Genomic DNA, 23236 nt, shown 5'->3' with positions numbered 1-23236 from the left:
CCGGATTCTCGCGTATCCGCCGCACGTTGTCGAACCCGAACCCTGCCGCGGCAGCGGGCAGCCGCGCCCGTCCTCGCTCCATCGAAAACGTTTCCGCGACGCTTTCAACCGGCTCCGCCATATCTTATTATTCGGCCAGAGCGGCGCGTGCCGGCCGACACGACAGGGAACGCGAGGCCGCGCGTTTCCCAAAAAGATACGAGGGCGCAATGGTACGACTGGTGTTGCTGCTGCTGGGCATCGAATATCTGCGAACCCGCTGGCGCGGGCTGACCGTGCTCGGCTGGCTGTGGGTCGTCGCGGGTATCGGCATTTTCGTCGATGCGCTCGACGGCGCACTGCATTTCCCGATCGAGCTGTTCGCGTGGCTGTTCCTGATCGAAGGGCTCGCGACGCTCGCGGTGGCCGGCAGCGGTGTCGGCGGGCAGCGCATCCTGCGCTACGTGAAGGGCATCGCGGTCGTGGTGGCCGCAGGGCTCGTGTTTGCCGGCCATCATCACGGCCACTTCCTGCTGTCGATGATCTTCGGCACGCTGTTTCTCGTCGACGGGCTGCTGCAGTGCACGTCCGCATGGATGGTGCGCTATCGCCGCTGGCACGTCGCGTTCTCGTGGGGCGTCGTCGAGATCCTGCTGGCGATCTTCTTCTTTCAGCCGTACCCGACGCACTACGCGGGCACCGTGCCGTACTGCCTCGGCCTGCTGCTGATGTTCGGCGGCATGCACATGCTGAGCCTCGCCGCGCGCGTGCGGCGGCTGACGCGCAACCCGGCGTTCGCGACGTCGCCCGCGCCGGCTCTCGCGCCGGATCTCGACGATGCGCAGGGCCTGCCGCAGTTCGCCCAATCCGAATGGGACGGCCCGCCGGCCGACGGCGAGCGCGCGCTCACCGTGCACGTATGGACACCGACCGGCACGTCGAAGGCCGAAGCGCAGCGCTATCCGGTGATCGACCGCTACATCGCGGCGGTGGACGTCAACGGCGTGATCTCGACCGGGCATGCGGCGCTGGAGTCGCCGGAGGGCATCTACATCAGCCTGTATCCGGGTGTCGAAATCGATCGTTCTCCGGACGAGTTCACGCGCATCCTGCGCGCAACGCGCGAGAACGACGTGCCCGGCCTGTTCCAGCCCGACTATGCGACCGAGTCGAAGGCGTGGTGCCCGTCGACCGTGCGCGTGCGCATCCGCAACTACGATCCGGCCAAGCTCGACGCGTTCTGGTCGTCGTACCGGCAGAACACGACGTACAACCTCACGCACCGCAACTGCTCGAGCACCGTGTCGAATGCGCTCGAGGCCGCGCTCGACGGCGCAGTGTGGCGGTTGAAGGGCGAGCGGGCCGGGTGGGGCGCATTCGTGCGGCTGCTGCTCACGCCCGAGCTGTGGGTGGCCGCGCAGATCCGCAAGCGCGCGGTGACGATGGCGTGGACGCCCGGGCTCACGCTCGACTATGCGCGCGCGCTCAGCATGCTCGCCGATCCGCGTCCGTTCGCGTGGTGGAAGGTCGCGCGCTCGGCGGTGAGCGCGATCATGGCGTCGCGCCGCGCGTGGCGCGAGCAGGACAGTGCGGCGCTGTCGCCCGGCGGATCGGAGGCAGCATCGATGAAATGAACGCGTGGCGCCGGATGAGGGCCCGGTATCACAAGGGGCGCCACCGTGCGGCCCGGCGAGATTGCCCGCCATAAAAACCCACGGACGACAACGATGAACGAGACGAGAGCGTTCCGCATCCTGACGCCCGCCGCGCTGACGCTGGTGCTGGCGCTGGCGAGTACCGGCCTCGCGCAGGCGGGCACGGACGACGTGCCGCGCATGAGCAACGACGTGTACCGGATGTCGGTGTCGTTCTGCTCGAACGTCGCGGCCACCGAGAAGATCGCGTGCCAGGGCGACATGATCGCCGCCGGCAGCCGCATCGTCGCGGCGATCGGCGGCCTGCCGCCGGCTTCCGCCACGGCGATCGACGAAGGCGCGCGCAACAAGCTGCCGCCCGCGGAGCGCGACGGGCTCGTGCCCGTCGAGCCGGCCGCGATCGACAAGGACGATACGCTGGCCGGCCTCGCCGGCATGGTGCGCCTGTGCGACGTGTACGAGCCGGAACCGGCGGCGCGTGCGCGGCACCACGCTGCGCTGCAGCAGAAGGCGCCCGATGCCGCACCGCGTGTCGAGGCGTTGCTGGCCGATCCGTCGACGGCCGCGCGCCGGCGCGTCAGCGTCGGCGTGTGGCAGATTCTCTCGCTCGAAGGCCCCGAAGCGTCGGCACGGGCGTGCACGCAGCTCGGCACCTGAGCGATCGCGAATTCTTTCGTGCACCTTCACATTCGTGCCACGTTGCGGCGGCAACAATCGCGGGCAGACATTCGACAATCTTGCGGCGCATCCCGCGACCGCAAGCCTTTTCCGAGGAAACACGCCATGCTCAAGACGCTCGCCCGCGCCGCTGCCGCACTCGCCGTCGCTTCCGTTTCACTGCACGCCGCCGCCCAGACCAGCTACGACTACCTGTTGCTCGCCGCGTCGTGGGAGCCCGGCTTCTGCGCGTCGCACGACACACCGGAATGCACGAACCTCGCCGGCTCGTATGCGGCGACGAGCCTGTCGCTGCACGGGCTGTGGCCGAACCGCTACGACGGGAACCAGCCGTTCTACTGCGGCGTGCCGCAGAACGACATCGACCTCGACAACGCGCACGAGTGGTGCAGCATGGACGCGTACCCGATCAGCAGCGCGACCCGCAACACGCTGTCGACGTACATGCCGGGCGTCGCATCGTGTCTCGACAAGCACGAATGGTTCAAGCACGGCACCTGTTCGAATTCGGCGACGCCCGATGCTTACTGGAACCAGGCGTCGGGCATGATCAGCCGGTTGGGCAACACGTCGTTCAACGCGTTCCTGCAGGCGAACGCGGGCAAGACGGTCACGCGTAACCAGTTGCTGTCGGCGTTCGAAGGCGCGTTCGGCAGCAACACGCGCAGCGCGGTGTCGCTGAAATGCACGAAGACGAACGGCGTGAGCTACTTCACCGAAGCATGGATCGCGGTGAAGACGAATGCGACCGCGCAGTTTCCGAGCGCCGCGTCGCTCGTGACGGACGGCAATACGCAGGGCACGTGCCCGACGTCGGGGGTGTTTATCGCGAAGTGAGGGGGGCGGCCGACGTGCGCGATATCGCGCACGTCGCGGGCTGTGGGCACTCGAGGATGTCGGGCGCGCCGTTGCCGGCGCGCATGCACGTTTGGCGGTCGGCGACACACATTCGTTTCCTGCGTTGGGCGGCTGCGCTCAATGTGCCGCGCAAGGCGCGCCGAACCATCGCGTGACCGCCTGCGTGGCGGCGTCGACGTCCACGTCCGCATCGTCGCCGCAAGCCCACGCGACGAAACCGTCCGGGCGCACGAGTACCGCGCGCAATCCGAGCCGGTCTTTCGCGTCGCTCGCGATATAGGCGATGCGGTCGCGCCAGCGGCCTGCCACGGCCCGAAGCGGCTGGTTCGCATCGAAGTCCAGCAGCACGCCCTTGCCGTGCCTGACGTGTTCGCCGAGCCGCGTGCCGTCGACCAGTTCGAAGTCGGGAACGCCGCGGCCCACGAGTGGATGGCCGCTGCCGGAATCGTACGCGAGCGACACGCCCCACAAACGTTCGGCGAAGTACGTCGCGCCGTCGCGCGTGTCGACGAGATCGCGCATGATCGCCGCGAGTGCGCGCGAACCCGGCGACGGCCGCATCAGCGCGACCTGCGCACGCGACCAGTCGAGCACGCGCGCGCCCACTGGATGTCGTTCGTCCGTGTAGCTGTCGAGCAGGCCCGGCGGCGCGTCGCCGCGAATCGTCGCGGCCAGCTTCCAGCCGAGATTCATCGCATCGCCGAGCCCGAGATTGAGCCCCTGGCCGCCGAGCGGCGAATGGATGTGCGCGGCATCGCCCGCGAGCAGCACGCGGCCGTCGCGGTACGTCGATGCCTGGTACGCGCGATCGGTCCACGTGGTGGCGAGCCGCAGCGCGGTCAACGTGACGCTGGTGCCGGACACGCGGCGCAGCACGGCCTGCGCATGCTCGAGCGTGATCGGCCCGCTCCGGTGGAACGCGCCGCCGTCGAACTCGACGAGCGCGACGGTCCCGGGCGGCGTGTACGTGTACATGCCGGCCGACGTGGTGTGACGGCCCGGCAGCAGCGCGCCCGGATCGGCGAGCTCGGCTTCGATCGAGTAGCCGGTGAACTCGGCGTCGGTGCCGGCGAACGCGAAGCCGCCGGCCTTGCGGACCGCGCTGCGGCCGCCGTCGCAGCCGACGAGCCAGCGTGCGTGGAATGTCTCGCCGCCTGCGTGCAGCATGACGCCATCGTCCGACTGGTCGAAACCCTCGACGATCAGACCGCGCCGAATCTCGACGCCCGTTGCGTGCGCACGGGCGGTCAGCACGGATTCGATTCGCGCGATGTCGGTCGCCAGGTGCGTGCCGGCCGGGCCGGGCAGATGGTACGGCCACTGCGACGCATCGATGTCGTCGTGGAAGAACGGGATGCCGGCGAAATGGCCGGCCGGACGACGCGCTTGCTGCATCCAGTGCGCGGTGTCCGTTGCGCGGGCCGGCAGCGCGATGCCGTCGAGCAGGCCGCGGCGGTAGAGCGCGTCGATCGCCGGCGCGGACAGGCCGCGCATGCCGAACGGGAGATGCTTCAGCGGGGATTCCGGATCGTCCGTTTGCTCGACCACCCGCACGGTTGCACCGGCAAGGCGCAGCTCGCACGCGAGAAACAGGCCGACAGGGCCAGCGCCGGCAATCACGACATCATGGGTGACGGACAGATTCATCGATGGCTTGGTTTTGGGTCAAAGCGGCCCGGCGTGGTCGAAAGGGCGGTACGCGCCGGCATTGCGCACTCTTCGGGAAAGTAATGGAACATTGTTCCATCGGCGAGATGTTGGAACGATGTTCCAGATGTGTCAAGCTAGCGCGCATGAAAACCAGCAAACGGACCGAGCGGCGTGCGGACGCGCTGTCGAAAGAGCGGATCGTCGAGGCCGCGATCGCGATTCTCGACCATGCAGGCGAGGGCGCGCTGACGTTTCGCGCGCTCGCCGCGCACCTGGCGACCGGAAGCGGCGCGATCTACTGGCATGTCGCCGACAAGCACGATTTGCTGGCAGCGGCCGCGGATCAAGTGATCGCGGCTGCGCTGACGGACGTGCCGACGCAGCGTGACGGTGATGCGGCCGAAGCGCTCCGGCGCATCGCGCTGCGCCTGTTCGACGCGTTCAGCGCGCATCCGTGGGTCGGTGCGCAGTTGTTCCGCGAGCCGTGGCAGCAGGCGGTGCTGCGGATCCTGGAGCGCATCGGCGGTCAGCTTCAGGCGCTGGGCGTGCCCGAGGCTGCGCAATTCAACGCGGCGTCGGCGCTGATGCACTACATCTTCGGGCTGGCCGGCCAGTATGCGGCCGGCGCGCGGCTGCATCCGCGCGAGACGGGGCCGACGGAGATCGTCGCGACCGTTGCCGAGCGGTGGGCGCAGCTCGAATCGGCGCAGTATCCGTTCGTGCATAAGGTGGCGGCGCAACTGGCCACGCACGACGAGCGCGCGCAGTTCCTGGCCGGCATCGACCTCATTCTGGCGGGGATCGGGGCGGCAGCCCGGTAAGCCGCCGTCTGGAGGACGGTTTCGAACGGCGGTGCCACGAGTCCGTCGTTACGCCAGCAGCCGCAGCGCATCCGCGAGCGACAGGACCGTCGTGCGCGATTCGAACGCGGTGGCGAACAGATGCTCATGGACCACCGGGTCCGGGTCGTAGCAGCAATCCTTGACCGTGTAGAGGCGGAAATCGGCGTCGCTCGCATGCGCGATCGACGACAGCATCACGCCGGTCGACGCGATGCCGACCATGATCAGCGTATCGACGCCCTGTGCGATGAGACGCGCCTGCAGATCGGTGCCGAAGAACACGCTCGCGCGGTGGGCCAGGATCAGCGGTTCGTCGGGCTGCCTGACCAGTTCGGGGCACGGGGCATCGTCGATGAACAGGCCGAGCTGCTTGATGCCCTGGCCGTTCTTGTTCAGCGGGCTGACTTCCGGATAACCGGGGCTGAACCGGAGATTCGCGAACCAGACGCCGACGCCGGCCGCTCGTGCGGCATCGCATAGCCGGCGCGTATTGGCGAGCAGTTCAGGCGCGACCGACGGGAAGAGGCCGAGGATGTCGGTCTGGTAATGCATGACGAGCAGCGCGGTTTGGGAAGGCGCGATGCGGGGAATCCGGTCGATCGTGCTTTGAGCGCGCGCGTTGTCATCAGTGGCGGGTGAGTGGGTTGCCATTTCGATATCCGGTGCGTTTTCCTCGTTCATGAATGACGTTCTCCGTGCTGTTGGCAAATCGCATCTGAATGTTTCGTGCGTGTCGTTCCAGGAGTCGACCGCTCGGTATAAGCCGTCAACGACTCCAGCGTCAACATGGATCGGCGAAACGGTCGCTCGCGTCGGTTGCAGCCCGACGTCCAAAATGCTGCACGCTGCGGACGCGTTTTGTCCTTTCTGCAAGCCGCTATCATGGACGTTCAACTTAAAGGAGAAAACCCGATGAGCCGGCCAGATTTCATTAAGCACTGGACTGAACTCGAAGAACCGGATGCCCACTCCTATCGCGGCGATACCGAGCCAATGGCGCTCGACGCGCCGCTTTCCGCCGCGCTCGGCATTACGCGTATCGGAATCCATCATGTCAGGCTGCTGCCCGGACGGCGGACGTCATATCCGCACGCCGAAAGTACCGAGCAGGAGTTTGTGTACGTGCTCGAAGGCAAGCCCGATGTATGGATCGACGGCGTGCTTCACCCGGTTGCCGAGGGCGATTCCGTCGCGTTTCCGGCAGGCACCGGAATTTGTCACACCTTCATCAACAATACGAACGATGAAGTCAGGTTGATGGTGATCGGCGAACGTCCTCGCGACGACAACCGTATCCGTTACCCGCTCAACGAAGCGTACGAACTTACCCGCGCGGACCGATGGGTCGACTGGCCCACCCGACCGCTCGGAGACCATGACGGGATGCCGGACTGACGCGTACGCGTGAGAGCGCCTCGGCCTGCGGATTCGACCCGTCGATACGGCGAATGGATGAAATCGCTCGGCCGGTATATCCGGGGGTTCAGCGCGCTATTTCTTTAAAATCAATCCAGTCATATATTGATTCAGATCGCGAAAATCTTTAACCGTCCATGGATGTGGAGGCAGCTTTACGCCATTTTCCCGCAAGGTTTTTGGAATCAGGTCTCCGTTTGGGCGAAGTATGACGGATGAAACGATGACGCCCGGATAGTCATTAAGCCGTTTTTTGAAGGCGGGTGTCGTAAGGTCGGGCGTGGGCGGGCGGCTTTTGTTGGCCAACGGTCCCGTTCCTCGGGCGTCTGCTCCGTGGCACATGGCGCATCTCGCCAGGAAGATCCTTTTCCCGTTGTCACTATCCGCAAAGGCTGCGGATGGTTGGGAAAACAATGAAATTCCTAGTGCGGCGATCGGCAATATTTTCATCTTTTAATCTTTTGTATGAGCCATCAGGGGGTACGCCGATATTTACCTGTCGCCGTTGCTGCAAATGACGCGCGCTCAACTTCGCCCCTTCAAAAAATCGACCTTCCCGTATAAGTCGTCAACCACTCCAGCGCCAGCGTGCCCGCCAGCGAGTTCCCGTTCGCATCCAGCCCCGGCGCCCACACGCACACGGCCATCTCCCCCGGCAGCACCGCGACGATCCCGCCGCCGACGCCGCTCTTCGCCGGCAGCCCCACCCGATACACGAAATCGCCGGCCGCATCATAGGTGCCGCAGGTCAGCATCAGCGCCGACAGCCGCTTCGCGGAACTCGAATCGACGATCCGCTCGCCGGTTGCCGGCGCGACACCGCCGTTCGCGAGAAACAGCGCGGCGCTGGCCAGCTCGACGCAATTCATCTCGATCGCACACTGCCGACAATACGCGTCGATCACGGTATCAGGCGGCATCTGCATGTTGCCGAAGCTCGCCATGAAATGCGCCATCGCGCGGTTGCGCTCCGCGTGCTGCAGCTCCGACGTCGCGACGCGCGAATCGTAGTTGATGTCGTTCGCGCCGATCAGCCGCCGCACGAATTCGACGAGCGCCGTCTCGGCCTTCACGAAGCGGCGGCACAGCACGTCGGTGACGACCAGCGCCCCGGCGTTGATGAACGGATTGCGCGGCTTGCCGCGCTCGCTTTCGAGCTGGACCAGCGAATTGAACGCGGTGCCGGACGGCTCGCGGCCCACCCGTTCCCACAGCGCGTCGCCCAGCAGTTGAAACGCGAGCGTGCACGCGAACAGCTTCGAGATGCTCTGGATCGAGAAGCGCTCGTGCGCGTCGCCGACGGTGTAAACGTTTCCGTCGAGCGTCACGACGGCCATCCCGAACTTGTCGGCGGGCACTTTCGCGAGTTCGGGGATGTAGTCGGCGACCCGGCCCTGGCCGATCCAGGGGGCGAGTTCGGTGTGGATGCGTTCAAGAATCGATTGGTAATTCATCACGTCAGGCAGGGTAGAGGCACGGCCGGATTCCGGCGAGCCCGTATGGAACCGTCCCGGCGCCGATTCGTCAAGCGCGGCCCGAATCGCGCCCTTATTTTCAAGACCGGCAAACAGGCGAGCGGCTGGCGCAGTATCATGCGGTACGTTTCGGCCGAGGGCCGGCGTCCGGCACCCGCCGGCGCCCCCGTGGCTTCCCCGATGATCCGACCGCCGCCCATGTCTTTTCGCATCCTGCTCGTCGAAGACGACACCCGCTTGTCCACGCTGATCGCCGGCTACCTGCGCAAGAACGACTATGAAGTCGACACCGTGCTGCATGGTGATGCCGCGGTGCCGGCGATCCTGTCCATTCGTCCCGATCTCGTCATCCTCGACGTGAACCTGCCGGGCAAGGACGGCTTCGAAATCTGCCGCGAGGCGCGCAAGCAGTACGACGGCGTGATCATCATGGTGACGGCGCGCGACGAACCGTTCGACGAGCTGCTCGGCCTCGAATTCGGCGCGGACGACTACGTGCACAAGCCGGTCGAGCCGCGCATCCTGCTCGCGCGGATCAAGGCGCAACTGCGCCGCGCGCCCGCGCGCGCGGCCGAGAGCACCGCGCCGCAGCCGGAGCGCTACGCGTTCGGCAAGTTCTCGATCGACCGCACCGACCGCACCGTCGTGCTGCCCGACGGCAGCACGCCCGATCTGACGTCGGCCGAATTCGACCTGCTGTGGGCGCTCGTGTGCCACGCGGGCGAAGTCGTCAGCCGCGATGATCTGATGCTGCAGCTGCGCGGCGTCGAATTCGACGGCCTCGACCGCACGATCGACGGGCGCATCTCGAAGCTGCGCCGCAAGCTGCGCGACGACGCGAGCAACCCGCAGCGGATCAAGACGATCCGCAGCAAGGGTTATCAATTCAGCAAGCACGCGTGGGAATGACGCCGCCGTCGCGCGACGCCGTCACGTTCCGCGCGGGCATTCCGCCCGCCGGCCGGGAGCCGCGATGATTCGACGAACCCGTTCGCACCCCGATGCACCGCCGCTACCGACGCTGCGCTACGTCAAATGGCGCTGGCTGCATTTCCGCCGCGCGTGGACCGACACGCGCGCCGACCGCATTCCGAGCTGGTCGCGCCTGTACGTGCGCACCTACCTGCATCTGATCGGCCTCGTGTTGCTCACCGCGCTGGTGCCCGCGCTCGCGCTGTGCGTCGAATTGTCGCCGCAGGTCGTGTGGCATGCGTTCGACTCGCTGCCGGGCGACATCTGGATCGTGCTCGCGTTCGTGTTCACCGCGCCCGCGCTCGCCGCGTACCGGTGGATGCGGCCGGTCTGGTCGGATCTCGTGATGGTGCGCGAGCGCGCAATCGACTTCACCGGCGGGCGCTTCAACACGCGCGCCCGCGAATCGCACAGCGTGATCATCGGCCCGCTCGCGCGCACGCTGAATGCGCTCGCGATGCGCATGGAGCGGCTGATCGCCGCGCAGCGCGATCTGACGAACGGGATCTCGCACGAACTGCGCACGCCGCTCGCGCGCGTGCGCTTCGCGCTCGAAATGCTGCGCGAACCGGGTTCGGCGGCCGAATACCAGGGCGCGCTCGAGAGCATCGCGCAGGACGTGACCGAGCTCGAGGAGCTGATCGACATGAGCCTCACGTACGCGCGGCTCGAATACAGCTCGCTGCAGTCGAACCTCGAGATGACCGCGCCGGTCGCGTGGTTCGAGCACCAGGTGAACGACGCGCAACTGCTGTATCCGGACCGTACGATCGAGGCCCGCGTCGCGATCGAATCGGATCTGCGCGTGAAGATGGACCGTCGGCTGATGTCGTATGCGATGCGCAACCTGTTGCGCAACGCGAGCAAGTACGCGAACGCACGGATCGTCGTCGGGATCGCGCTCGTGCACGGCAACATCGGGATCTTCGTCGAGGACGACGGCCCGGGCGTGCCGGAAAGCGAGCGCGAACGGATCTTCGACGCGTTCGTGCGTCTCGACCGTCGCACCGGCGGCTACGGGCTCGGCCTCTCGATCACGCGGCAGGTGCTCCACGCGCACAACGGCCGGATCGCGGTCGTCGATCCGGTCGAACTTGGCGGCGCGCGGTTCGAGATCAGCTGGCCGGTCTAGTGCGACGTCGCGCGACGCTCGGCACGGATGCCGCCGACGCGGCATCCGCGCATGCTCAGTAGGTGCGGCCGAGCTGCAGGTAGAAGTTGCGTCGGCCGCCGGGTGCGAGCGCCACGCCGATATAGACGGGCCCGAACGCGGTCGACAGGCTCGTGAAGAACGTGTAGCTCTGCTTGAGCGCGCCGCCGCCGATCTTCTGGCCGCTCGACCACACGTTGCCGACTTCCGCGCTGGCGCCCACCGACAGCGCCTTGACCGGCGACGCGTTGAACGTCATCAACTGGTTCATGTACGTGATCTGCCCGTACGCGAGCTCGTTGCCGTTCAACTGGTCGGCCGCATAGGCGGACAGATGCTGGAAGCCGCCGAGCGTGAAGTTGAACGCGTTGATCAGGTTGGTGCCGCCGATGCTCTTGCCGCCTTCGATCGTCGCACTGACGCTGTGCCGGCCGAACTGCTGCGCAATCATCGCCTTGCCGTAGATCTCGGTATAAGGCGCGTTGCTGGTCTCGTCGGCGAATGCCTGCGCCGAGCCGCCGTTGCGCGACACCAGCGAGCGTTCGACCCGCAGTTCGCCGAAATAACCCTTGCGCGGGAACATCGGATCGTCGAGCTGATCGATGACGAGCCGCGCCCGCGCGATCAGCGCCTGCGACGTGAAGCTCGGCCACAGCAGGCTCTGGCCGCTGCCGTCGTCTGCCGGGAACGGCAGGTTGTAGGTCGGCGAGCCGTGCCCCGTCACGTAACCGAGGCCGACGCGGAAATCGCCGAGCCGCGCGATCGGCAGGCCGAGGTCGATCCCGGCGCGCGCCGTCTGCATCAGGTACTGCGTGATCTTCACGTCGCCGGAGTCGTCGTACAGGTTCGCGTAGCGACGCTGGTATTCCGCGTACGGCGACAGGTACACGCCGTACGCAGTCGACAGCGGCTGGCGCAATTCGACGCGCGCCGACTGCAGGTCGCTGCCGATCGTCGTGTCCGCGCGGAATTCCAGCCCCGACTCCGTGAGCCACGGCCGCCGGTAGCCGACGTGCAGGCGGAAGCCGCCTTCGTCGGTCGAACTGCTCGACATGCCGAGCCCGAACAGCAGGAAGTTGGGCCCCCAGTACTTCTCGCGCGCGTCGATCTCGAGCACGTTGTCGTCGCCGCGGCTCACGATCTGCTGCGTGACGCTCTCGAAGTTGCCGCCCGTCGTGAGCCCGAGCAGATCCTGGCTGACGGTCTTCGGATCGTAGATGTCGCCGGGCTTCACGTGCAGCGCGTTGCTGACGACGCGCTTCGGCACGCCGCCGCTGGTCTTGATGTCGATGCGCGTGATCCGGATCGGCGGCGGCAGCGGCTGCGCGTGCGCGGACCGGTAGGCCGCGTACTGTTCCGGCGTGAGCGCGAACCGCCGCAGCTTCGGCAGCGCCGCGGTCGCGGCGATCTCGCCGGCGGCGATCGCCTGTTTCGCGTTCTGGAAATCGGTGAACGCGAGCGCGCCGAGGTCCGGCGTGAGCAGCACGTCCTGCGCGTCGAGCTGCTTGCGCTGGGCGGTCACGTTCTGGCGGATCAGGATGCCGACCATCTGCTGCATCACGTCGGCCGGCGACGCGAGCGCGTCGAGCGGGCGCAGTTGCGAGCCGATGTCGACGGCGATCACGACGTTCGCGCCCATCTGCCGCGCGGTGTCGACGGGCAGGTTGCTGACGAGGCCGCCGTCCACGAGCGCGCGCCCGTTGATCTCGGCCGGCGCGAACAGGCCCGGCATCGCCATGCTCGCGCGAATCGCGAGCGGCAGCGAGCCGTGGTCGAGCACGACCATCTGGCCGGTCTGCAGGTCGGTCGCGACCGCGCGGTACGGGATCGGCAGCTGGTCGAACGGCTGGTTGGTCGGCACGGCGGCCGTCCAGTTCGCGAGCAGTGCCTGCAGCCGGTTGCCCTGGACGAGGCCGACCGGCGCCTTGACGCCTTTCTTGCCGAAGCCGAGCGTCAGCCCGTTGATGTACAGGCGTTCGTCTTCGCGGCTGGTTTGCGGCAGGTCCGCGCGGTCCGTCACGTCGAACGCGATATCCGCCAGGTTGACCTCGGACAGCCGCTTCTGCATCTCGTCGGCCGCCATCCCGCTCGCGTACAGGCCGCCGACCACGGCGCCCATGCTGGTGCCCGCGATGCAGTCGATCGGAATCCGGTTGTCCTCCAGTACTTTCAGGACACCGAGATGTGCGTAGCCGCGCGCGCCGCCGCCGGACAGCACGAGGCCGATCGACGGCCGGCCGGCCGGGCCGCCGTCGGCCGTGCAGGTGTGCGCCGCCGCAGCGGGTGCGGCGGGTGCGGGGGCAGCCGGCGCATTGGCGGCAGTGGTCTGGGCGGCGGCGGGTTCGGCGGCCGGCAGCGGTTGCGCGAAGACCGTGCAGCACCAGAAGGCAACGAGCGTCGTGCAGAGCGGGCGCACCGGCGCCCGGCGGAAGGAAACGGTCGCTGTCATGGTGAACATACCTGGCGTGATCGTGCGTCTGAGGCCTGCCGGGAGCAGGCAAGACCGAGAGATTACCGTGTTTTACAGGCCCGACGCGAGCGGCCGTTGCGTGGACGGACGTGCCCGAAACGCCCCATCCGGCAATTCCGCCGCGAAAAAATCATCGGAATTGCCTAAAGTATCGGAACGATTTGCCGCTAAGCTCGTGATGGGGCGGCATGGACGCGCGGCAAAACGTGCGGCGCGGCTGTCCCGGCCCGTTCCCTCACAAAGGTTTGATATGTCGACACCGCTGTTCGGAAAGTTGTTTGCGCAACCCGTTGCGATCGACCCGGGAACGGCGAGTACGCGGATCTATACGCACGAACGCGGCGTGGTGCTGAACCAGCCGTCGGTCGTCTGCTTCCGCAAGGGCGGCGCGAGCGACGCGCGGCCGACGCTCGAGGCCGTCGGCGAGCTCGCGAAGGCGCTGCTCGGCCGCGAACCGGGGCATCTCGAAGCCGTGCGGCCGATGCGGCACGGCGTGATCGCGGACGCGCATGCGGCCGAGCAGATGATCCGCAGCTTCATCGACATGTCGCGCACCCGCTCGCGCTTCAGCCGCCGCGTCGAGGTCACGTTGTGCGTGCCGTCCGACGCGACGGCCGTCGAGCGCCGCGCGATCCGCGAGGCCGCGTTCGCGGCCGGCGTATCGGAGGTCGAACTGATCGAGGAATCGCTGGCGGCCGCGCTCGGCGCGGGTTTGCCGGTGACCGAGCCGGTCGGCTCGATGATCATCGACATCGGCGGCGGCACGACCGAAGTCGCGGTCGTCGCGCTCGGCGGCATCGTGTACCGGGAGGCGATTCGCGTCGGCGGCAGCCAGTTCGACGCGGCGATCGTCAACCACGTCCGCAACCTGTACGGCGTGCTGCTCGGCGAGCAGACGGCGGAGCACGTGAAGAAGACGATCGGCTCGGCCACCAGCGCGGTGCCGCGCACGTCGACCCGCGCCGTCGGCCGCAGCATCGGCGACGGCCTGCCGCGCTCGGTCGAGCTGTCCAATCACGACGTCGCGGACGCGCTGGCGGCGCCGCTCAAGCAGGTGATCGGCGCGGTGAAGTCGGTGCTGGAAAATGCGCCCGCCGAACTCGTGACCGACATCGCGAATCGCGGCGTGGTGCTCACCGGCGGCGGCGCATTGCTCGCCGATCTCGAACGCCTGCTGTACGACGAGACCGGGCTGGTCGCGCGGATCGCCGACGAGCCGGCCACCTGCGCGGTGCGCGGCGCCGGCGAGGCGATGGGGCGGCTCGCGATGTGCCCGGCCGATTGAGCCGGCCGGTGCTGCCGGCCGCGGCCCGGCGCACGCCTTCACATTCTTTCGATCTCCCGGTGGCCGGCCCGCTCGGCGGGCATCGGTCCATCGCATGGACAGGCGCGGGCGCGCCGTGCTAGCGTGACGCGCCCGTTCGGGGCCGGGCCGGCCGACGCGCCCGACGACACCTGAGAGACCGAATACCTTGAAACATCGAACCAAACGGGGCTTCGCGGCCCGGGCCGGCCGCGTGCTGGCCGTCGTCGCGTGCGTCTGGGCAGCGGCGGCCGCCGCGATCGTCGTCCATGGCATGCGGATGCCGAGCGACCCGGCGGACGTCGCCGTAATCTTCGGCAACGCGCTCGACGAAACCGGCGCGCCGAAGCCCGTGCTCGCGGCCCGGCTCGATGTCGGCGTGCGTTGTTACCGCGCGGGGCAGTGCCCGGCGTTTCTGGTCAGCGGCGCGATCGACGGCCCCGGGCTGAACGAGGCGACGGCCATGCGCGACTACCTCGTGGCGCGCGGCGTGCCGGCGGACCGGATCGCCGTCGACGACCAGGGCGACAACACGCTCGCGACCGCGCAGCACACGCTTGCCTACCTGCGCGCGCATCGCCTGTCGCGCGTGCTGATCGTCAGCCAGTATTACCACCTCGCGCGGGCGCGCCTCGCGTTCGAGCGCGTCGGCATTGCGCGGTCGAACATCTCCGCCGCGTATCCGCGCCGCTTCCAGTGGCGCGATCTCTATTCGAGCTGGCGCGAGGTGCCGGCCTACGCGGTGTATGCGGTGCGGCTGTGGGTGAATCCCGATGCGCGGCCGGTTTCGTTTCGGCCGATGCTTTATCTGATGCGCCTGTTTTCGTGACGGGGCGGCCCGCAAGCGCGCGCTTCCGGTGCGGGCGGTTTCGTTTGTTTTCTCCGGTTTCCCGTCGTCTCGCGCCGGCCGCGCGAATGTCACGGGCAATGAATAAATAATAACGATTCGCGTTACAGATTCTTGCGAGCGAAAAATCAAAACAATTTCGCCGACAGTTCCATAATCCGGATTCGATCGATTTATTAAGCGGACGTTGATTATCTGCATGGATCATTCGTCGCGGTAAAAATATTGCGATGCAAAATCCGCGCGTATTGAATCAGGACGATATATCGGTGTTTCCACCGATGCGGAACAACCGCTGTCTTTGCGAAAAATCAAGGAAAGCCGGCGAAGAGTGCGTCGCATGTTTTTACTGCGTGTCCGTCAGAAAGTAAAAAAAGTACATAATCGTCGGCCGTTGATCCGTTGGGAAAATATCGACTGGAAAACGGTTTGACTTTGATATAGCCTAGTCTGACGAAAGCGGGCAGTAATCAAATCAACCAGAAAGTCGCTGCAGAAACCAGGGGCCGCCATCATGTCATTCGACTAGTTCCGCAGCTGCATTCCCGGGCCGATAAAAAAACTCATCACGAATAAACCGACAGCGCATCGCGATTGCCGGGGAGGACGCTTTTATCCGCGATTTTCTGCTGCGTGCCGTCCGTTGCGGCCGCAATACCAATACCAAAGCCGAAATCAATAAAGAGGGAAAGCATGAACCCTGTCCGTCCGAAAAAAACGAGTGAGCCGTTTCCGCGACTGCTGTTGCCCACCGGCGTGTTTCTGGCGCTGTCGGGCGCGGGCATTGTCCCCGCCTATGCGACCTGCAGCACGGCGGGCACCACGGTGACCTGTTCCGGCGTCGCGAATCCGCTGGCGCCCAGTTATTCGAACAGCGCCAACAACCTGAACGCGACGGTCAATCCCGGTGCAACCGTCGGCGTGCTGCTGGGTGTCGGCGGCACGGCGATGTCGTTGACCGGCAGTAACGTCACGCTGACCAACAACGGCACGATCGACCCGTCGGCGCTCGGCTCGGGGCTCGGCGTGCTGTCGAGCGGTGCGGTGGTCGGCAACGCGGCGGCGAGCACCACGACCGTGACCAACAACGGCACGATGATGGGCTCGACCGGCGTCGCGGTCAGCGGCGTGACGGGCATGGCGCTGTCGGTTCAAAACGGCACGGGCGGCACGTCGACGATTACGAACACGGGTACGATTGGCTCCTCCCCGCTGGTCGGCGCGACCCTCGTCGGCGCCGATGCGCCGGTGGTCGCCGCGTACGGCGGCGGCACGGTCAACATGACGAACAGCGGAACGATCACCGGTCGCGTGTCGCTGGGTTCGAGCGGCACACCGGGACAGGGCAATACGTTCACCAACTCGGGCACGATCAACGGCGGCGTGTCGATGGGGGCGAACAGCACGAATACGTTCAATGCCGTGACGGGCTCGTCGGTCAATACGGCCGGCGGCACCGGTGGCGCGTTCAACATCACGGTCGGCCCGGTCACGCTCGGCGTGGCGGCAACCGGCGTCGTCGACGGCGGCGCGGGCGGCAACAATACGCTCAACCTGCAGCAGGGCGTCGCGGCGAACGGCACGATCGCGGTCAACAACTACATCAACTTCAATCACCTCGACGTCACGAGCGGCAACTGGACGATCAACGGCGCGTCCACCGCGCAGGACGCGACGCTGACGGGCGGCGTGGCGATCATCAACGACAACGCGTCGCTCGGCACCGGTACCGTCACGGGCAACGGCGGTGCGTTGCAGGCGGGCACGGCGGGGCTCGACGTGTCCAACAACGTGTCGCTTGGCGCGGGCGGGCTGACGGTGCAGGGCGCGACCGGGCTGACACTGTCCGGCACGGTGTCGGGCGGCGGTGCGCTGACGAAGAACGACGGCGGCACGCTGACGCTGTCCGGCGCGAACAGCTACACGGGCGCCACGAACCTGAATGCCGGCGGGCTGATGGTCGGCAACAATTCGGCGCTCGGCACCGGCGCGCTGAACGTCAACGCGTCGGCGTCGCTCGACACGAGCACGAACGTGACGCTCGGCAACGCGGTCAATCTCGCGACCGGCTCGACGCTGACGATCGGCGGCAGCAACGATCTCGGGCTGACCGGCGCGATCAGCGGAAGCGGCGGCCTCACGAAGAACGGCGCGGCAACCACGACGCTGAGCAGCGTGAATACGTATACGGGCGACACGACCATCAACAGCGGCACGCTCGCGCTGAGCGGGGCCGGCAGTCTGTCGGCGACCGGCACGGTCAACCTGACCGGTGCGGGCGCAACGTTCGACATGAGCACTGCGTCGGGCGGGCGGACGATCGGCGCGCTGGCCGGCGCGGCCGGCACGAACGTGGACCTCGGCGCCAATTCGCTGACGCTCGGCGGCAGCATCAATGCCACCTATGCCGGCACGATCGGCGGGTCCGGCAGCTTGACGCTGTCGGGTACCGGTACGCAATCGCTGACCGGCACGAACACGTACACGGGCGGCACGAACCTGAACGGCGGCAACCTCGTCGTCGGCAGCAATACGTCGCTCGGCCTCGGCGCGGTGAATGTCAATGGGTCGTCGACGCTCGATGCCACTGCCAACGTGTCGCTCGCGAACGGCGTCAACATCGCGACGGGCACGACGCTGACGCTCGGCGGCAGCACCGATCTTGGCCTGGGTGGCGTGGTCGCGGGTGGCGGCGGTCTCGTGAAGAACGGCGCGGCGGCGCTCACGCTGTCCGGCGCGAACACCTACGCGGGCGGCACGGTGCTGAACGCGGGCAGCCTCGTGCTCGGCAACGGCGGGGCGCTGGGCACCGGCGCGCTGACCGTCGGCGGCGCGGCGACGCTCGATACGACCACGAGCCTGTCGGTCGGCAATGCGATCACCGTCGGCACGGGCGCCGCACTCACCCTGGGCGGCAGCAACAGTCTCACGCTCGGGGGCGCGATTTCCGGCGCGGGCAGCCTCGTGAAGGACGGCGCGGCGACCACGACGCTGACCGGCGCGAACACCTATACGGGCGGCACGACGATCAACGCGGGCACGCTGGCGCTCGGCGCGGGCGGCAGCCTCGCGGCAACGGGAACGGTGGATCTCGCCAACGCAGGTGCGGCGCTCGACATCAGTACGGGCAGTGCGCAGGCGATCGGCGCGCTGTCGGGCGTGGCGGGTACGAGCGTGAGCCTCGGCGCCAACGCGCTGACGCTGGGCGGGACGGCCAGCGGCACGTTCAGCGGCACGATCGACGGCACCGGCAGCCTGACGCTGGCGGGCACCGGCACGCAAACGCTGAACGGCGCGAGCACCTACACGGGCGGCACGAACCTGAATAGCGGCAGCCTCGTGCTCGGCAACGGCGGGGCGCTCGGTTCCGGCGCGCTGACCGTCGGCGGCGCGGCGACGCTCGATACGAATGCCGCGTTGTCGGTGGGCAATGCGGTCAATCTCGGCACGGGCGCCGCACTCACCCTGGGCGGAAGCAACAGCCTCACGCTGGGCGGTGCGATTTCCGGCGCGGGCAGCCTCGTGAAGGATGGTGTGGCAACCACCACGCTGACCGGCGCGAACACCTATACGGGCGGCACGACGATCAACGCGGGGACGTTGGCGATCGGCGCGGGCGGCAGCCTGGCATCGACCGGCACGATGAACCTTGCCGGTGCGGGCGCGACGCTGGACCTGAGCGGCGCGACAGGCGGTCAAACGCTCGGCGCGCTGTCGGGCGTCGCGGGAACGAACGTCAACCTGGGGGCCAACGCCCTGACGCTCGGCGGCACGGCCAGCGGCACGTTCGGCGGGGTGATCGGCGGCACGGGCAGTCTGACGCTGGCGGGCACCGGCACGCAGACGCTGACCGGCACAAACATCTACACGGGCGGCACGAACCTGAATAGCGGCAGCCTCGTGCTCGGCAATGGCGGCGCACTCGGTTTCGGCGCGCTGACCGTCGGCGGCGCGGCGACGCTCGATACGAATGCCGCGTTGTCGGTGGGCAACGCGGTCAATCTCGGCACGGGTGCCGCACTCACCCTGGGCGGCAGCAACAGTCTCACGCTCGGTGGCGCGATTTCCGGCACGGGGAGCCTCGTGAAGGACGGCGCGGCGACCACGACGCTGACCGGCGCGAACACCTATACGGGCGGCACGACGATCAACGCGGGCACGCTGGCGCTCGGCGCAGGCGGCAGCCTCGCGTCGACCGGCACGATGAACCTTGCCGGCGCGGGCGCGGCGCTGGACCTGAGCGGCGCGACAGGCGGTCAAACGCTCGGTGCGCTGTCGGGCGTCGCGGGAACGAACGTCAACCTGGGGGCCAACGCCCTGACGCTCGGCGGCACGGCCAGCGGCACGTTCGGCGGGGCGATCGGCGGCACCGGCAGTCTCACGTTGTCGGGTACCGGCACGCAGACGCTGTCCGGCGCGAACACCTATACGGGCGGCACGACGATCGGCGCCGGCAGCACGCTGGCGCTCGGCGCGGGTGGCAGCCTGGCGTCCGGCAGCACGCTGGACCTCGCGGGCGCGGGGGCGACGTTCGACTTGAGCGGCGCGACGGCCGCGCAGACGCTCGGCACGCTGACCGGCGCGGCCGGCACGAACGTGAACCTCGGCGGCAACGGGCTGACGCTGAACGGCAACGGCAGCAGCACGTTCGGCGGCGCGATCGGCGGCACCGGCGGCCTGACGCTGGCCGGCAGCGGCACGCAGACGCTGACGGGCGCGAACACGTACACGGGCGGCACCACGATCAGCGGCGGCGGCACGCTCGCACTCGGTGCGGGCGGCAGCCTCGCATCGACCGGCGCGGTGGACCTCGCCAGCGCCGGTGCGACGCTCGATCTGAGCGGCGCGACCGGCGCGCAGACGATCGGCACGCTGACCGGTGCGGCCGGCACGAACGTCGACCTCGGCACGAATGCGCTGACGCTGAATGGCGGCACCAACGGTACGTTTGGCGGCACGATCGGCGGGACGGGCGGCGTAACCGTCGCCGGTACGGGCACGCAAACGCTGACGGGGGCGAACACGTATACCGGCGGCACGACGATCAACGGCGGCAGCACGCTCGCACTCGGCGCGGGCGGCAGCCTCGCGTCCGGCAGCGCGCTGAACCTCGCGGGCGCGGGGGCGACGTTCGACGTGAGCGGCGCGACGGCCGCGCAGACGCTCGGCACGCTGTCCGGCGCGGCCGGCACGAACGTGAATCTCGGCGCGAATGCGCTGACGTTGAACGGCAGCGGCAACGGTACGTTCGGCGGCGCGATCGGCGGGACGGGCGGGGTGACGTTCGCCGGCACCGGCACGCAGACGCTGACGGGCGCGAACACGTACACGGGCGGCACGACGATCGGCGGCGGCAGCACGCTGGCGCTCGGCGCGGGCGGCAGCCTGGCGTCGACCGGCACGGTGAATCTCGCGGGCACGGGCGCGACGTTCGACGTGAGCGGTGCGACCGGCGCGCAAACGATCGGCGGGCTCTCGGGTACGGCCGGCACGAACGTGACTCTCGGCGCGAATGCGCTGGCGCTGAACGGCAGCGGCAGCAGCACGTTCGGCGGCACGATCGGCGGCACGGGCGGCGTGACGCTGGCCGGCACCGGCACGCAGACGCTGACCGGGGCGAACACGTACACGGGCGGCACGACGATCAACGGCGGCAGCACGCTGGCGCTCGGCGCAGGCGGCAGCCTCGCGTCGACCGGCGCGGTGAATCTCGCGGGCACGGGCGCGACGTTCGACGTGAGCGGTGCGACCGGCGCGCAAACGATCGGCGGGCTCTCGGGTACGGCCGGCACGAACGTGAATCTCGGCGCGAATGCGCTGGCGCTGAACGGCAGCGGCAGCAGCACGTTCGGCGGCACGATCGGCGGCTCGGGCGGCGTGACGGTGGCGAGCGGCACGCAGGTACTGACCGGCGGCAACACGTACACGGGCGGCACCACGATCGCAGCCGGCGGCACGCTGCAACTCGGCAACGGCGGCACGTCGGGCAGCGTGGCCGGCGACGTCGTCGACAACGGTGCGCTGGTCGTCAATCAATCGGGCAACGTGACGATCGCGAGCGTACTGTCCGGTACCGGCTCGCTGACCCAGGCCGGCACCGGGCAACTCACGCTGACCGGCACGAGCACGCTGAGCGGCCCGACCACGGTCAGCGCAGGCACGCTCGCCGTCAACGGTTCGCTCGGCCAGTCGACCGTCACCGTGCAGAACGGTGCGACGGTGACGGGCACCGGTACGATCGGCGGCCTCGTGGTGCAGGGCGGCGCGACGGCGGCCGCCATGCAACCGGGCGCGGCGCTGAACGTGGGCGGCAACGTCACGTTCCAGCCGGGTTCGACGTTCCAGGTCGCCGCCACGCCGCAGCAAAGCGGCAGCCTCGCGGCGAGCGGCACGGCGACGCTGAACGGCGGCACCGTGCAGGTGCTCGCGAACCAGAGCACCTATCAGCCGGGCACGACGTACACGATCCTCAGTGCGTCGTCGGGCGTGCAGGGCGCGTTCGCCCAGGTGAGCGCGAACTATGCGTTCCTGACGCCGACCCTCAGCTACGATCCGGGTCACGTGTATCTGCAACTGGCTCAGAACGGCACGGCGCTGCCCGACGTCGCGACGACGCCGAACCAGCGCTCGGTCGCAACCGCGGTGGCCGCGCTCGGCACCGGCAATCCGCTGTACGACACGGTGCTGACGACCGACGCGCCGACCGCACGCCGCGCGTACGGGCTGCTCGACGGCGAGCTGCAGGCGAGCCTGAAGAGCATGCTGCTGCTCGACAGCCGCTACGTGCGCGATGCGGTGACCGATCGCGTTCGTCAGGGCCTCGCGCCCGGATCGGGCCCGCTCGCGGCCCTGTCGTCGGGCGGCGCCGCGCTGTGCGGCGACAACACGGCCGGCGTGGCGGATCCGACGCTGCCGCCGGAACGCCGAATCGGTTCGCGCGCCGGGTGCTACGGCGGGACGCCCTATCAGCCGGTCGTCTGGGGACAAGCGTTCGGCGGTCGCAGCCGGCTCGGGGGCGACGGCAACGCGTCGTCGATCAACCGCAGCATGACGGGCTTCATCGCCGGCGCTGACATGGCGCTCAACGACAAGTGGCGCGCGGGTCTGGCCGCGGGCGTCACGCACAGCTCGCTCGACAACGACCAGAGTTCGTCGGCGGCGGTGAACAGCTACTACGTGTCGCTGTACGGCGGCGCGCAGTATGGCGCACTCGGCGTGCGCGGCGGCGCGTCGTACACGTGGTATCGGATCAACAGCGACCGCTATCCGGGCTTCGCGGGCTTCTCCGATCACAATTCGGCCGGCTACAACGCGCATTCGGCGCAGGTGTTCGGCGAAGTCGGCTACGCGGTGCCGGTCGGGCCGGTTGCGATTGAACCGTTCGCGGGCCTCGCGTATGTGAACCTGCATACCGACGGCTATACGGAAACCGGCGGCGCGGCCGCGCTGCGCGCCGGCGGCGAGACGACCCACGTCGGCTTCTCGACGCTCGGCCTGCGTGCGGCGTCGCAGCTCGGCTCGATCGCGAGCGGCACGTTCACCGCGCGCGGGACGGTCGGCTGGCGGCATGCGTTCGGCAACGTGCGGCCGTCGTCGGCGTTCACGTTCGCGAACGGCGGCACGTCGTTCCAGGTGTCGGGCGTGCCGATTGCTCGCGACAGCGCGGTGCTCGAAGCCGGCATCGACGCGAACATCACGAAGCGCCTGACGCTCGGCCTCACGTACAGCGGCCAATTCGGCAGCGGCGTGCGCGACAACGCGATCCTCGGCAACATCCTGTGGAAATTCTGACCGGCAACTGATGTGCCCGTACGCGGCGCGAGGCGACGAAGCAACGTCGCCCCGCGCCGCGGCCGTTTCGTCGCTGCGCACGTTCGCCGTTCTGGCCTATCCTGTGCGAAACACGCGACGCGCGCCGCGCGTTGCGCCTCGACACAGGAG

16 protein-coding genes are annotated in these 23236 nt (G+C 68.1%); 10 read left to right on the top strand and 6 right to left on the bottom strand.

Annotated elements, in window-relative coordinates:
• The first annotated feature begins 209 nt into the window (after positions 1–209).
• From CFB81_RS25045 to CFB81_RS25035, 3 genes are all read left to right on the top strand, one after another.
• Positions 210–1613 carry an HdeD family acid-resistance protein gene (locus tag CFB81_RS25045; protein ID WP_089436870.1) on the top strand — a complete coding sequence of 468 codons (1404 nt, stop codon included), beginning with the start codon at positions 210–212 and terminating at the stop codon, positions 1611–1613.
• A gap of 93 nt (positions 1614–1706) precedes the next feature.
• Positions 1707–2291, top strand: a complete 585-nt coding sequence (locus tag CFB81_RS25040; RefSeq protein ID WP_089436869.1) for a hypothetical protein — start codon at positions 1707–1709, stop codon at positions 2289–2291.
• 126 nt (positions 2292–2417) lie between these two features.
• Positions 2418–3149, top strand: a complete 732-nt coding sequence (locus tag CFB81_RS25035) for a ribonuclease T2 (RefSeq protein ID WP_089436868.1) — start codon at positions 2418–2420, stop codon at positions 3147–3149.
• A 138-nt stretch (positions 3150–3287) separates the two neighbouring features.
• Here the strand turns inward: CFB81_RS25035 and CFB81_RS25030 are convergent, their stop codons facing one another.
• The gene (locus CFB81_RS25030) at positions 3288–4817 is read right to left on the bottom strand and encodes an FAD-dependent monooxygenase (protein WP_089436867.1); all 1530 of its coding nucleotides are present in this window, start codon (positions 4815–4817) and stop codon (positions 3288–3290) included.
• A gap of 146 nt (positions 4818–4963) precedes the next feature.
• Here CFB81_RS25030 and CFB81_RS25025 point away from each other — a divergent pair, with 146 nt between their 5' ends.
• Positions 4964–5641 (top strand): TetR/AcrR family transcriptional regulator, encoded by a 678-nt coding sequence (locus CFB81_RS25025; RefSeq protein ID WP_089436866.1) that lies wholly within the window; start codon positions 4964–4966, stop codon positions 5639–5641.
• A gap of 48 nt (positions 5642–5689) precedes the next feature.
• On the opposite strand, the gene CFB81_RS25020 is transcribed toward CFB81_RS25025, so the two are convergent.
• Positions 5690–6343 carry an isochorismatase family cysteine hydrolase gene (locus CFB81_RS25020; RefSeq protein WP_089436865.1) on the bottom strand — a complete coding sequence of 218 codons (654 nt, stop codon included), beginning with the start codon at positions 6341–6343 and terminating at the stop codon, positions 5690–5692.
• Positions 6344–6574: 231 nt separating this feature from the next.
• On the opposite strand from CFB81_RS25020, the gene CFB81_RS25015 reads away from it, so the two are divergent.
• Complete coding sequence (locus CFB81_RS25015) at positions 6575–7057, top strand: cupin domain-containing protein (protein WP_069617345.1); 483 nt, start codon at positions 6575–6577, stop codon at positions 7055–7057.
• 96 nt (positions 7058–7153) lie between these two features.
• On the opposite strand, the gene CFB81_RS25010 is transcribed toward CFB81_RS25015, so the two are convergent.
• Positions 7154–7528 (bottom strand): cytochrome c, encoded by a 375-nt coding sequence (locus tag CFB81_RS25010; protein WP_089436864.1) that lies wholly within the window; start codon positions 7526–7528, stop codon positions 7154–7156.
• 89 nt (positions 7529–7617) lie between these two features.
• Positions 7618–8532, bottom strand: a complete 915-nt coding sequence (locus tag CFB81_RS25005) for a glutaminase (RefSeq protein WP_069617344.1) — start codon at positions 8530–8532, stop codon at positions 7618–7620.
• Between the two features lie 219 nt (positions 8533–8751).
• On the opposite strand from CFB81_RS25005, the gene CFB81_RS25000 reads away from it, so the two are divergent.
• Positions 8752–9462, top strand: a complete 711-nt coding sequence (locus CFB81_RS25000) for a response regulator (RefSeq protein WP_006498855.1) — start codon at positions 8752–8754, stop codon at positions 9460–9462.
• A 64-nt stretch (positions 9463–9526) separates the two neighbouring features.
• A complete protein-coding gene (locus CFB81_RS24995; protein WP_089436863.1) occupies positions 9527–10657 on the top strand; it encodes an ATP-binding protein in 1131 nt (376 codons plus the stop codon).
• Positions 10658–10712: 55 nt separating this feature from the next.
• Here the strand turns inward: CFB81_RS24995 and CFB81_RS24990 are convergent, their stop codons facing one another.
• Positions 10713–13124 (bottom strand): patatin-like phospholipase family protein, encoded by a 2412-nt coding sequence (locus CFB81_RS24990; protein ID WP_089437134.1) that lies wholly within the window; start codon positions 13122–13124, stop codon positions 10713–10715.
• A gap of 271 nt (positions 13125–13395) precedes the next feature.
• On the opposite strand from CFB81_RS24990, the gene CFB81_RS24985 reads away from it, so the two are divergent.
• Both CFB81_RS24985 and CFB81_RS24980 read left to right on the top strand, forming a co-directional pair.
• Positions 13396–14430, top strand: coding sequence for a rod shape-determining protein (locus CFB81_RS24985; RefSeq protein WP_089436862.1), 1035 nt, complete (start codon positions 13396–13398; stop codon positions 14428–14430).
• Between the two features lie 187 nt (positions 14431–14617).
• Positions 14618–15277 carry a YdcF family protein gene (locus CFB81_RS24980; RefSeq protein WP_069617341.1) on the top strand — a complete coding sequence of 220 codons (660 nt, stop codon included), beginning with the start codon at positions 14618–14620 and terminating at the stop codon, positions 15275–15277.
• Between the two features lie 584 nt (positions 15278–15861).
• Here the strand turns inward: CFB81_RS24980 and CFB81_RS36675 are convergent.
• Positions 15862–15990 (bottom strand): hypothetical protein, encoded by a 129-nt coding sequence (locus tag CFB81_RS36675; protein WP_256121867.1) that lies wholly within the window; start codon positions 15988–15990, stop codon positions 15862–15864.
• Here CFB81_RS36675 and CFB81_RS24975 point away from each other — a divergent pair.
• Positions 15989–23086: an autotransporter-associated beta strand repeat-containing protein gene (locus tag CFB81_RS24975; RefSeq protein WP_256976316.1), complete on the top strand. Its 7098-nt coding sequence runs from the start codon at positions 15989–15991 to the stop codon at positions 23084–23086. The two genes, CFB81_RS36675 and CFB81_RS24975, sit on opposite strands and share 2 nt — an antisense overlap.
• Positions 23087–23236: the final 150 nt, after the last annotated feature.

The organism is Burkholderia sp. AU28863 (genome assembly GCF_002223195.1).
Taxonomy (GTDB): Bacteria; Pseudomonadota; Gammaproteobacteria; order Burkholderiales; family Burkholderiaceae; genus Burkholderia; species Burkholderia sola.
The sequence above is the reverse complement of the archived record's forward strand: the minus strand, read 5'-3'. Positions and strand labels throughout refer to the sequence as shown.

Coding starts and splice junctions, on each gene's coding strand:
- CFB81_RS24995 (WP_089436863.1), top strand. CDS start 9,527: ATGATTCGACGAACCCGTTCGCACCCCGATGCACCGCCGCTACCGACG.
- CFB81_RS25025 (WP_089436866.1), top strand. CDS start 4,964: ATGAAAACCAGCAAACGGACCGAGCGGCGTGCGGACGCGCTGTCGAAA.
- CFB81_RS25030 (WP_089436867.1), bottom strand. CDS start 4,817: ATGAATCTGTCCGTCACCCATGATGTCGTGATTGCCGGCGCTGGCCCT.
- CFB81_RS25010 (WP_089436864.1), bottom strand. CDS start 7,528: ATGAAAATATTGCCGATCGCCGCACTAGGAATTTCATTGTTTTCCCAA.
- CFB81_RS25020 (WP_089436865.1), bottom strand. CDS start 6,343: ATGAACGAGGAAAACGCACCGGATATCGAAATGGCAACCCACTCACCC.
- CFB81_RS25035 (WP_089436868.1), top strand. CDS start 2,418: ATGCTCAAGACGCTCGCCCGCGCCGCTGCCGCACTCGCCGTCGCTTCC.
- CFB81_RS25005 (WP_069617344.1), bottom strand. CDS start 8,532: ATGAATTACCAATCGATTCTTGAACGCATCCACACCGAACTCGCCCCC.
- CFB81_RS24985 (WP_089436862.1), top strand. CDS start 13,396: ATGTCGACACCGCTGTTCGGAAAGTTGTTTGCGCAACCCGTTGCGATC.
- CFB81_RS25000 (WP_006498855.1), top strand. CDS start 8,752: ATGTCTTTTCGCATCCTGCTCGTCGAAGACGACACCCGCTTGTCCACG.
- CFB81_RS36675 (WP_256121867.1), bottom strand. CDS start 15,990: ATGCTTTCCCTCTTTATTGATTTCGGCTTTGGTATTGGTATTGCGGCC.
- CFB81_RS25015 (WP_069617345.1), top strand. CDS start 6,575: ATGAGCCGGCCAGATTTCATTAAGCACTGGACTGAACTCGAAGAACCG.
- CFB81_RS24975 (WP_256976316.1), top strand. CDS start 15,989: ATGAACCCTGTCCGTCCGAAAAAAACGAGTGAGCCGTTTCCGCGACTG.
- CFB81_RS24990 (WP_089437134.1), bottom strand. CDS start 13,124: ATGACAGCGACCGTTTCCTTCCGCCGGGCGCCGGTGCGCCCGCTCTGC.
- CFB81_RS25045 (WP_089436870.1), top strand. CDS start 210: ATGGTACGACTGGTGTTGCTGCTGCTGGGCATCGAATATCTGCGAACC.
- CFB81_RS25040 (WP_089436869.1), top strand. CDS start 1,707: ATGAACGAGACGAGAGCGTTCCGCATCCTGACGCCCGCCGCGCTGACG.